The sequence below is a fragment of the Anaerostipes sp. MSJ-23 genome, from assembly GCF_018918155.1.
In the GTDB taxonomy this organism is placed as follows: domain Bacteria; phylum Bacillota; class Clostridia; order Lachnospirales; family Lachnospiraceae; genus Anaerostipes.
On sequence record NZ_JAHLPY010000013.1, the window covers coordinates 55,957 to 67,857 of the forward strand.

Consider the following 11,901-nt stretch of genomic DNA (forward strand, 5'->3'; position numbering starts at 1 on the left):
ACTCATTTTCCTTTCATTTTTCTTTCATCCAATCTATGCAACCTAACACCTTTTTTCCTGTATGACCGGATTAACTTTTGATCTACAGGAATAATACACATACGAACACTTTCGCCGTATGCGAAATAAGGATAAATTCCTACTCCATCTCTATAATACAAATCGCTTGGTAGATTATAGCTATGAAATCCTTTTTCTGTCTGAAATATATGATGATATGCCTTTTTATTTAATTTTTTATACAAACTTGTTATCTTATTCTTCTCCATATTCGGAAAAAGCATTTTCAAACAATAAAAGCATAATTTCTCATATTTCTTATACATTTTTTCTGTATAACTATGATCATCAAAATTAACAGTAATAGCTTCTATGTTTTTTGTATGTTTTATAGTGTACACAGCAACAGTGGGTAGTGTCAGTATTTTCTTATTTTCCGTATATTCATAACACATATCTCCTTTCAGCCTTCCAAAATCTTGTTTATATGAATACCATGTTACAAGCGACTGAATATATTTCTTTCCATAATCTTGGTAATAGCAATAGTTGTAAGCATCTATAAAATCTTTAATCTCTATTGCAAAGTATAATTTCTCATTTTTCCTGGCAACACTATTATTCCAATCAATATAACTCTGCTCACAAGGTAAAGCCGTGCTTTCTGATGTTTTAGTATCCTTTCGTTTATCTTCAATCACTTTTTCGTTTTTGCAGGCAGTCAAAACAAATATACATATCGTCATATATAAAGCCCATTGTGCTATATGTTTATTCTGAAACATCTTTTACTCCCTTCTTATAATTCTTACATTTGTAAGAATTAAGATTAAAAAATATATGTTTTTTGTTTTTATATTACACCTGTAAGATTTAAGTGTCAAGATACAATATTTTTATAATCTCTTATTTTGGTTGCCATAATCTTTTCCTTTCTCTTCTAAAGTTTTCCTTTTGCAACTAATATTTTCCATGGCGCCAAGAAAATAAAGGAAAGCATTTCTATACGATAAAAGCAAAATTTTATTGTATAAAAAAACCTGAGTTTTATAAAGAAAACACTTGCATTTCTGCCGTGCAATTCTTTATAAAACTCAGGTATCGCCTTCTTCATAAGTAACAATCCTGATTTAGAAACAATTCCCATTGTTTCCAGTTATTACCTTTTCTTTTTTTATATTATCATTTTTATTCTATATTGTCAAGCTTTTTTTATTTTTCTACAGAAGCTGTAATTCTCTGAATATGAATTGCTAAATAAATAATTTCATTCATTGTTACTTTCTTTTTATATTGTTCTTGAACAAGCACCCCTATTTTTTGTGCACACTCATACGCTTTCGTATATTGTTTTTTAATCATCTCACAAAAAACCGGATCATCATCATTTAACATGTTTCCATCAAAAACTCGCCCAATAAAATATTTCATATGTACAACAAAGCGATTATAATTTAATGATTCTTTGTCTAACTCATATGCATAATGGAATGTGATAATTTTTAATGCAGAACTAATAATTTTCGCTGTTGCTTCAATTTCCTCAATTTCACGATCAGATCTTGCATTGACAATATGGAGTGCGATAAACCCTGCTTCATCAGGAGGGAGTTCTACTCCTGTTATTTTTTTAATAAAAGCAATCGCATGTTTTCCTATCTCATATTCCTGTGCATAAAATTGCTTGATCTCCCATAACAATGCATTTGAAATATTCATTCCTTTCTTTGCACGTTCAATTGCAAATACGATGTGATCTGTCAGCGTAATATAAATATTCTCATTAAGCTTTGTCCCAAGAGAAGCCTCTGCATATTTAATAATATAATCTGCAATCTTAAAATCGTTAACTGAAATTTTTTGCAACAATTCTACAAGACGTTTTTGTTCTGTTGACTTACAAATAACAAACGTTTTTTCAATTTTACTTTCATCTACCTTCATTCCAGGTTTCATTTTAAAACCAATTCCACTTCCAACTAAAATCAGTTCTCTCTTTTTTTGATCCCTTACAAATACCACATTGTTATTCATAATTTTCCGAATGACCATATATCTTTTTCCTATAAATTCGTCAATATTCAAAAAAAGTTCCATGCAGATTTTTCCACATGGAACTTTTTTCCTTTTATTCTAGTAAATACTATCTCTAAAAATAATCTTTCGATAGGTTTCAAATGTAAGCCAACGATTAAAGAATTCACTTCCCGGTTTGTATCCCTGTTCTTTTAATTCAGCCAATAATTTTTCTGCCTTTTCTTTTGTATCTGCTTTAATTGCAAATCCGCGTCCATTAATGAGCGGTAATCCTTCATAAGTATAATCTTCCAAAGGAAGGATCTCCTCTACTTTACGTCCACGAATTTTTACTGCAACTTTATCACGGAAGACAATTACATCAAAGTAATCTGGATAGTGGTAGCTTTCTCCTTCTACTGGAATTTCATCTCCAATAGTATAAGATTTTCCAGATGGTTTAATCTTTGTGACAGTCATACTTTCCATATTATAGTAGAATTCTTCAAAGATATCTCCATTTGCTTTTAATTTTCCATGTGCAAAAACACATTTTAAATCTGTTTCTTCATCGACAGAAGAATATTTAATTACACCACATGCAGATGTCATATTGGTAACACGGTCAATTAGAATTAATTCTCCAAGAGTCTTATGTTTATCAAATCCATCTACAACAATCTCTTCCTGAAGAATTACATCACATACTGCAATCTCGTTCTTTCTTAAACTGTTTGCTGGAATAAATTCTCCTGTATTAACATCAATTTTATACTGAATGTTTGTTACAATTCCAGGAATTTCTTTTGTTCCAATCTTTACAAAATATTCTTTTCCTGGAAGTAATTCTCCATCATCCATCCAAAGCACTGTAGCTGTAAAAGATTTGCTGACTGGCAATTCTGTTTTTGCTGCCAAAACGCATCCTCTGGATACATCCACTTCACGATCTAACTGAATCGTTACAGGGCGTCCTTTTTCTGCAGTCTGTGCATCTTTATCCCCAATCAGTAAACTCTTTACTTTTGCATGCTCTTTGCTTGGTAATGTCACAATTTCATCACCAACAGAAATCTGTCCGGATTCAATCTGTCCTTGGAATCCACGGAATGTATGATTTGGACGGCACACTCTCTGTACCGGCATATAAAATCCTTCTTCTTTTGATTTTTCACGAACATCGATATTTTCCAGATACTCAAGAAGAGGTTCTCCTGTATACCATGGAATATTTTCTGATTTTGTTGTAACGTTATCTCCTTCCGTTGCAGAAACTGGAATAATTTTTACATTTGCAAGAGATAATTCTTCTTTTAATTCTTCGATTTGCTGTTCAATTTTTCTAAATGTTTCCTGATCATAATTTACAAGGTCCATTTTGTTTACAGCAAATACGAAATAACGAATTCCCATTAATGCACAGATTCTTGCATGACGTCTTGTCTGAACAAGTACTCCCTGAGAAGCGTCAATTAAGATAACGGCAAGATCTGCAAACGATGCACCAACGGCCATATTTCTTGTATATTCTTCATGACCTGGTGTATCAGCTACGATAAAACTTCTTTTCTCTGTTGTAAAATAGCGGTAAGCAACATCAATTGTGATTCCCTGTTCTCTTTCTGCCATCAGTCCATCTAATAGAAGAGAATAGTCAATCTTTCCGCCACGACTTCCAACTTTACTGTCTAATTCCAATGCTTCCTTTTGATCTGTATACAATAATTTAGAATCATATAGAATATGTCCGATCAGTGTTGATTTTCCATCATCTACACTACCGCAAGTAATAAATTTTAATAATCCAATCATCTTAGAAATACCCCTCTCTCTTTCTTCTTTCCATGCTTCCTGCTGCTTCATTATCAATGACTCTGGTTGTTCGTTCAGAAGAAACAGCACTTAATGTCTCATCAATGATTTCATCCAGAGTTGATGCTGTTGATTCCACGCCTCCTGTCAAAGGATAGCATCCAAGGGTACGGAATCTGACACTCTTATATTCGATTTTTTCACCTGGACGAAGTTTTAGGCGATCATCATCGACCATAATAATATTTCCATCACGCTCGATAACCGGACGTTCTTTTGCAAAGTAAAGAGGTACGATATCAATTTTTTCTCTCTTAATATATTTCCAGATATCTGTTTCTGTCCAGTTAGAAATTGGGAATACACGAATACTTTCTCCCTTTTTAATTTTGGAATTATAAAGTTTCCACATTTCCGGTCTCTGATTTTTTGGATCCCAAGCCTGGTTTTCATTTCGGAAAGAGAAAATTCTTTCTTTTGCACGGGATTTTTCTTCATCACGACGTCCGCCGCCAAAAGCTGCAGTAAATCCATATTTATTCAGCGCCTGTTTTAAGGCTTGTGTCTTCATGATATCTGTATAAGCTGCTCCACTATCGAATGGGTTTACACCCTGTTTAAGACCATCTTGGTTGATATATTCAATCATATCCAGACCATATTTCTTTGCTGTTTCATCACGGAATTCGATCATTTCCTTGAATTTCCATGTTGTATTAACATGCAAAAATGGAAATGGTGGTTTTTCTGGATAAAATGCCTTTAAAGCAAGATGTAACATTACAGAGCTGTCCTTTCCAATGGAATACAGCATTACTGGTTTTTCGCAGGAAGCTGCAACCTCACGGATAATGTAGATTGCCTCCGCCTCTAACTGATCAAGATGTGATAATTCACTCATGTTTTCGTCCCCCAATCTTAGTATTTATTAGAATCTTTTTTGTTAATTTCAATGGTTTCTGTATCGCCGGTATATTTTTCAATCTTCCAGAGAATCGTATCTCCTTGTTCTTTTACTGTCATTTTACTTCCCATACCTCCAATATCAGCACCAAGGTAAAATGCAATGGCTCCTGTTTTACATTCTTTCAGACAGGAAGTACAGCCCCAGCAATCTTTTGGATATTTGATAAATGCTTTTCCATCTTTATCGGTCTTAATTAGACTTCCAGGACAGACATCAATGCATTTTTTACATCCAACGCATTGTTTTTTACTGATCATGATGCTCATAGAACTGATCCTCCTTTACAAGTTCCCGGTAAATGACTTTGATTTTTCCATCTACCTTTTTTGTATTGACATATTTTTTCCAGTCATCACTTTTCTTCGGATGATCTAGATTTTCTGCAAAACTGTGCCATCTTGTTTCTTTTCTTGCATTCAGATGTTCAATCAATGTCAAACAGACCGTCAGACGTTCTCTCAGTTCATAGTAAAACATCAGTTCATGATAATCTTGTGCTGACAACTGATCACAAAGAACAATCAATTTTTCAATCTTTTCTTTTGCCAGTTTTAAGCTATTTTCATTAAACTGATAATGACTGGAAATTCCACCTGCATAAGCATCCATAACTTTCTGCATTGCTTCTTCCATCTGTTCGATTGTAAACAATCCATCTTTTTGTTCCAAAATATGATTATACTCTTTTATTTTTTCTGCAAAAAGCTCTTCTTTTTCTGTATATTCTTTATCATTATCTTCTTTTAATGTTTTGACAATATCAAGGGCTGCAATCTCACCTTCCACAAGAGCACCCGTTACATATTTCTGTGGAGCTCCTCCGGCAACATCTCCAGCTGCATATAATCCTTTGATTGTCGTCTGACGGTTTGTATCTACCCAATAACCACTGGCAGTATGTCCACCAACGATATATGGCTCAGTCCCTTCAATTTCAACATTTTGCTCACTTGGATTCTTTCCTTGTTCAATCCATTTTAATGTCTGACTTGGAGCCATGTTAAGATAGGCCTTTTTAAGATCATTGTCTTTGTCTTTTCCAATTCCTTCCGTTCTTAAATAGCAAGGGCCACGACCTTCTAAGTTTTCTTCTGTTGTTCCATAAACTCTCTGAGAAGTTGTAATTCCATATTTATCTTCGTAAACTTCTCCTTTGGAGTTTATCTGTTTTGCACCAACCCCTTGTGCAATCGTTCCAGTCGGTGCAATCGTATCTTTGCATCGAAGTGCAATAAAACGCATTTCAAATGTTGTCATTTCTGCACCTGCATTAATTCCCATTGCATATCCGGCACCAGTGTTAAACGGCGGATACCACATTTTATGTCTAGAAAATCCAGGATTATTTGGTTTATAGAGCCCTGCCGCACCACCTGTTGAACAAAGAACTTTCTTTGCTCGAATCTCATAAGCAGTTCCATCTTCTATACTAAATCCAAAAGCTCCAAGAATTTGATTATTTTCTACAATATAATCGGTAATATTTAAATGATTCAATACAGTAACATCATCAAGCTTTCGAACAGCATCGGCAAGAATTGGTTTGATGTTTTCACCGTTGATTTTAATATTTCGATTTCCTCTTGCGACATACTCACCGTTTTCATCTTTTAAAATAACAAGTCCAAGTTGTTCCATTTTTCTTGTTACTTCATTTAATTTTTCTGACATCGTAAGAAGAAGATCTCCTCTTACAATTTCATCGGCGTCTTTTCTCGCATAATCCACATAATCTTGCGGTTTTCGCCCTTTTACAATATAAGCGTTAATTGCATTGACACCTGCAGCTAAACAACCGCTTCGTTTGATATTGGCTTTTTCTGCAATTACGATGGATGCCTTGGAATGTTCCCTAATCGTCAACGCTGCATAACATCCTGCAGTTCCACCTCCAATGATCAACACATCGGTATGTATGATTTTCTGATTGCTGATTTTCATAAGTTCCTCCATCTCGAAAGCTAAATGTAAAAGACATTTCCTTCCTGCATTTCCTGATTTTCCATCAAATAAGTTTCTTTTTCATCAAAAATATAAAGCCTGTAGATAAGAATGGTCACTTTTTCCCCAATTTCTACTGGATCTTTTTCCAGTGACCGTTCTGCAATGATGCTTAACCCCTTCACATTAACGGTAACATCCAGACGATTTCCACGGAAAACGACATCTTCTACAATTCCTTCTTCTGCAGCACTCATATACTGATCCAGTTTTCCACTTTTTGAAATTTTCACAAATTCTGGCCGGATGATTGCCTGCTCGGCATTTTCAATTTTTTCAAAGCCCTTTAATGCTTCATAATTTTCAACAACCGAAGATCTTCCAACAAATTGTGCAACAAATGGTGTTTTTGGTGTTTTATAAATATCCAACGGAGACCCCATTTGCTCAATTTTTCCATGATTTGTAATAAGAATTTCATCGGCAACTTCTACTGCTTCATCTTGGTCATGCGTTACAAAAATACTCGTAATTCCAAGCTGCAATACCATTTCCTTTAACCATGTACGAAGTTCTGTTCTTACCTTGGCATCGATCGCTGCGAATGGTTCATCCAGAAGTAATACTTGTGGGTTTGGTGCTAGAGCTCTTGCAAATGCAACCCTCTGTCTCTGTCCTCCGGATAACTGATTTGGATAACGTTTTTCCATCCCAGAAAGTCCCGTTAACTCTAAAAGTTCAAATACTCTTTCTTTGATTTTCTTTTTTGGTACTTTTGCAATTTCAAGCCCAAAGGCAATATTATCGAATACTGTCATATAGCGAAATAATGCATAATTTTGGAATACAAAACCAATCCCTCTTTGTGCTGCCGGAATATCATTCACCCTTTTCCCATCGATGAAAATATCCCCATCGTTTGGATTTTCAAGTCCTGCGATCATGCGAAGTAACGTTGTCTTTCCACTTCCGGAAGGTCCAAGAAGCGCTGCAAGCTTTCCTTTTTCGATTCCAAAGCTTACATTATCAGAAGCAAGGAAATCGCCATATTGCTTATATATATTTTTCATTTCTACATACATGTCTATCTACCATCCTTTCCCTGCTTACTTTGTGAGTGATACCATGCGATATTTCTCAGTACCAGTACAATCAATGCGATTATTACTAGAAGAGAAGATACAGCAAATGCTGCTGTTATAGAAGAAGACGTTCCTGACATATATAAGGCGTCAATTTCTAATGGAAGTGTAAATGTCTCTCCTCTTGTTTTCGAAAGAGCGTTGACTGCTCCAAATTCTCCAAGAGCCCTTGCCGTGCAAAGAATGATTCCATAGATCAGACCCCATTTCATTTGCGGCAATGTAATTTTTCGAAAAATTGTAAAACCTTTAGCTCCCATTAATGCTGCAGCCTCTTCTTCATCTTTTCCTTGTGTATTTAAAATTGGTATAATTTCCCTTGATACAAAAGGAAAGGTTACAAAGACTGTCGCAATAATAACTCCTGGAATTGCAAACGCAATTCTTATATTTGTTCCAAAAAAGTTATTAATCGCTCGAATTGCCGGATATGTCCATCCAAGTCTTCCAAATGTCATTAAAAAGGCCAGACCTACAATAACTGGCGAAATTGAAAATGGAATATCAATTAATGTCGCAAGTACTTGTTTGCCTTTAAACGAAAACTTCGTTAATAAAAATGCTGCCATAATTCCAAAAAATGTATTGATCAAAACCGATGCAACTGTTGCTATAATTGTTACAAACAAAGCACTTTTTACATACGATGTCGAAATAGATTTTACATAAAAGGAAAATCCTTCACTTAAGGAATTTGTAATTACCGAAAAAAGCGGTAACACAAGCATAAAAAAGATAAATAATATACTGATTGTAATCAGGATGACTTTTGTCCTTTTTTTCTGTCTCTCCAGTTTTTCCTGCTGATTCATGATGTTCCTCCTTTCTTATGCGTTCACTCTTCGTGCCTGACGTACCTGAATAATATTTACAACGAAAAGCATAACAAAGGATATAATTAACATCACCAGTGCAATCGCTGTGGCACTCTTATAATCAATATAATTTAATTTTTGCATGATCACATAGGAAATGACCTGTGTATGTTCTTTGGCACTGTTTCCTGAAATATAAATGACGCTTCCATATTCGCCGATTCCTCTTGCAAACGCTAGACCAAATCCCGTCAAAAGAGAAGGGCGAAGTTCTGGAAGGATAACTTTGAAAAAAGTCCTTGTTGGTGTTGCCCCTAACATATAAGCAGCTTCTTCATATTGATTATCCATTTTTTCAAGAACTGGCTGCACCGCTCTTACAACAAATGGAATTCCGATAAAAATCAAAGCGATCAAAAGTCCAAGTTTTGTATACGAAATTTTGATTCCAAAATGTGCAAAGTAACGTCCAACGATTCCATCTTCTGCATACATTTTTGATAAAGTAATACCAGCGACTGCGGTAGGCAGTGCAAATGGAAGCTCGATCATTCCATCCATAATTCTTTTCCCTGGAAACTCATATTTTACAAGGACCCATGCAAGAATCAATCCAAAAACTGTATTGATCAATGCTGCAATAAAGGAACAGCCAATGCTTGTTGCAAAAGCATTACGCACAGTTTCTTTCGTAATTAGTTCCAAAAATTCCTTTGGAGAAAGCTTTAATGCATAAACAAATACAGAGGCCAGTGGAATTAATACGACCAAAGATAACATAGCGATCGTAACTCCTAACGTTAGATGATACCCTGGAATTACTCTTGTCGTCTTCGCTTTTTTCCATTTTTTATTCGATTTTTGATTTTCTGTCTTACTCATTATCTCCCCTGCCTTACACATTTCCGTAAATTTTATCAAACAAGGCTCCATCCTCAAAATATTTATGATAAGCCTGGTTCCATCCTCCAAAATCATCAATCTTCCATAATTTCATTTTCAGGTTAAACTGTTTGCTATACTTTTTTAATATTTTTTCATTAGATGGACGATATCCATCTTCTGCTGCCAATCTCTGTGCTTTATCACTGTAAAGATATTTTAAATATTCTTTTGCCAATTTTTCTGTTTTGTTTGATCTGGCATTATCATCAACAACTGCAACACTTGGCTGTGCAAGAATGCTGATCTTTGGTGTTACAATTTCATATTTACCAGGATGATTCTTTAACGTTGCAATAGCTTCATTTTCCCAGGCGATTAATACATCTCCTTTTCCATTTTCCACAAATGTCGTCGTAGAACCTCTAGCTCCAGAATCCATAACGGATACATTCTCATATAGTTTTTTTAAAAACTGATTTTCTTTTGTTTCATTATGATATGTATCTTTTGCATAACCAAGAGCTGCTAGGAAGTTCCAACATGCACCTCCACTACTTTTTGGATCCGGCGTAATGACTTCAACTCCCTTTTTAATCAAATCATTCCAGTCTTTGATTTTCTTTGGATTTCCTTTTCTTACAAGAAAAACAATCGTTGATGTATATGGTGCAGAATCGTTTGGCAATTCCTTTTTCCAACCTTTATCGATTAGACCTGTCTGCTCAATCAACGTGATATCATGTTCCAATGCAAGTGTTACAACATCACCATTGCTTCCTTCCACCACAGATCTTGCCTGACTTCCAGAACCTCCATGGGATTGTATGATATTAACCTTTTTTCCGTATTTTTGTTTATAATATTGGATAAAGGACTGATTATATTTCTCATAAAATTCTCTCGTCGGATCATAAGATACATTCGTGATCGTTAGAGAGTCTTTCTTTTTCCCAGAACATCCTGTGAAAGAAGCAATAAGAAGCAGGCTGATCATAAGTAAAAGAATTCTTTTTGTCTGTAACTTTTTCATGTCCTTTGTTCTCCTTCTTCCTATTTAAAAAGTTCTGTGGAAAGATATCTCTCTCCTGTATCTGGAAGTAATACAACAATATTTTTTCCAGCATTTTCAGGTCTTTCAGCAAGTTTAGTTGCCGCATGAATCACCGCCCCAGAAGAAATTCCAACCAGCAATCCATCTGTTTTTGCAACTCTTTGTGAAGAAGATAATGCTTCTACATTTCCTACCTGAATAATTTCATCGACGATCGACAAATCCATAATCTTTGGAATAAATCCGGCTCCGATTCCCTGTATTTTATGTGGTCCCGGTTTTCCGCCGGATAATACTGGAGATCCTGCAGGTTCTACTGCAACAATCTGAATATTTTCATTTTGTTCTTTTAGTCCTCTCGCTGTACCGGTAATTGTTCCTCCAGTTCCAACAGATGCTACAAAAATATCAATTTTTCCTTCCGTATCTCTTAAGATTTCCTTAGCCGTTGTTAAACGATGAATCTCCGGATTTGCCTCATTTTCAAACTGTTGCGGAATAAAAGCATTTCCATAAGCTTCTTTTAATTCAAATGCTTTATCAATTGCACCTTGCATTCCTCGTCTTCCAGGAGTTAAAACAACTTCTGCGCCAAGTGCTGTCACAATCTTTCTTCTCTCAATACTCATCGTATCTGGCATTGTAAGAATCAAATGTAGATTTTGCGAAGCTGCTGCAAATGCAAGACCAATTCCTGTATTTCCACTGGTTGGTTCAATGATCACCGTATCTTGATTGATTTCTCCGTCTTTCTTTCCTTGCTCAATCAATGCGACGGCTACTCTGTCCTTCACACTTCCAAGTGGATTAAAATACTCGAGCTTTGCAATAATATTTGAAGAAAGACCTAACTCTTCTTCATAATTTGTCAATTCTAATAACGGTGTATTTCCAACCAGTTCTGTTAAATATTTTGCTATTTTCATAGGCTTCCTCCATATTTCCTACTAATCCCGTATGTATTATATGTTTTGTATTATAGGCAACTTTCGACAGATTGTCAATCTTTTTCATCATCGTGTTTGCCTATAACCAGTTATAGTTTATCCTTATAATCGAAATAGGGTAAACTTATAGCGATAAATTTTGTTATAAAAAAGAAATTTTTCACAAAAAATAGGCTTCGCCTATTCAACTCCCCTGCCCCTCAATCGAGGGCACTGAAAAACATACCATTTTTATTTTGACTTTAATAAAAAAAGAAAAAAACCATCAGAGTTTTTATGATTCTGGTGGATTTTTTGTTAGGCGAAATATAAATTGCTTGTTTTT

The 11,901-nt window shown here is 35.0% G+C and carries 11 protein-coding genes; all 11 read right to left on the reverse strand.

Going from position 1 to position 11,901, the window contains the following annotated elements:
• Window positions 1-2 precede the first annotated feature (2 nt).
• Window positions 3-785, reverse strand: a complete 783-nt coding sequence (locus KQI71_RS09085) for a hypothetical protein (RefSeq protein WP_216435591.1) — start codon at window positions 783-785, stop codon at window positions 3-5.
• Window positions 786-1,212: 427 nt separating this feature from the next.
• A complete protein-coding gene (gene licT, locus KQI71_RS09090) occupies window positions 1,213-2,052 on the reverse strand; it encodes a BglG family transcription antiterminator LicT (protein ID WP_216435592.1) in 840 nt (279 codons plus the stop codon).
• An 81-nt stretch (window positions 2,053-2,133) separates the two neighbouring features.
• Window positions 2,134-3,828 carry a sulfate adenylyltransferase subunit 1 gene (locus KQI71_RS09095; protein WP_216435605.1) on the reverse strand — a complete coding sequence of 565 codons (1,695 nt, stop codon included), beginning with the start codon at window positions 3,826-3,828 and terminating at the stop codon, window positions 2,134-2,136.
• A gap of 1 nt (window position 3,829) precedes the next feature.
• Window positions 3,830-4,729: a sulfate adenylyltransferase subunit CysD gene (cysD, locus tag KQI71_RS09100; protein WP_216435593.1), complete on the reverse strand. Its 900-nt coding sequence runs from the start codon at window positions 4,727-4,729 to the stop codon at window positions 3,830-3,832.
• 17 nt (window positions 4,730-4,746) lie between these two features.
• Window positions 4,747-5,061, reverse strand: coding sequence for a 4Fe-4S dicluster domain-containing protein (locus KQI71_RS09105; RefSeq protein ID WP_216435594.1), 315 nt, complete (start codon window positions 5,059-5,061; stop codon window positions 4,747-4,749).
• On the reverse strand, window positions 5,042-6,736 hold the full coding sequence (locus KQI71_RS09110; protein WP_216435595.1) for an adenylyl-sulfate reductase subunit alpha: 1,695 nt from the start codon (window positions 6,734-6,736) through the stop codon (window positions 5,042-5,044). The genes KQI71_RS09105 and KQI71_RS09110 overlap by 20 nt, the downstream gene beginning before the upstream one ends.
• A gap of 20 nt (window positions 6,737-6,756) precedes the next feature.
• Window positions 6,757-7,818, reverse strand: a complete 1,062-nt coding sequence (locus KQI71_RS09115) for an ABC transporter ATP-binding protein (protein WP_216435596.1) — start codon at window positions 7,816-7,818, stop codon at window positions 6,757-6,759.
• A 2-nt stretch (window positions 7,819-7,820) separates the two neighbouring features.
• Window positions 7,821-8,690, reverse strand: coding sequence for a sulfate ABC transporter permease (locus tag KQI71_RS09120; RefSeq protein ID WP_216435597.1), 870 nt, complete (start codon window positions 8,688-8,690; stop codon window positions 7,821-7,823).
• 15 nt (window positions 8,691-8,705) lie between these two features.
• Window positions 8,706-9,575 carry a sulfate ABC transporter permease subunit CysT gene (gene cysT, locus KQI71_RS09125; RefSeq protein WP_216435598.1) on the reverse strand — a complete coding sequence of 290 codons (870 nt, stop codon included), beginning with the start codon at window positions 9,573-9,575 and terminating at the stop codon, window positions 8,706-8,708.
• A gap of 13 nt (window positions 9,576-9,588) precedes the next feature.
• Window positions 9,589-10,608, reverse strand: a complete 1,020-nt coding sequence (locus KQI71_RS09130) for a sulfate ABC transporter substrate-binding protein (RefSeq protein ID WP_216435599.1) — start codon at window positions 10,606-10,608, stop codon at window positions 9,589-9,591.
• 20 nt (window positions 10,609-10,628) lie between these two features.
• The gene (gene cysK / locus KQI71_RS09135; RefSeq protein ID WP_216435600.1) at window positions 10,629-11,555 is read right to left on the reverse strand and encodes a cysteine synthase A; all 927 of its coding nucleotides are present in this window, start codon (window positions 11,553-11,555) and stop codon (window positions 10,629-10,631) included.
• Window positions 11,556-11,901 lie beyond the last annotated feature (346 nt).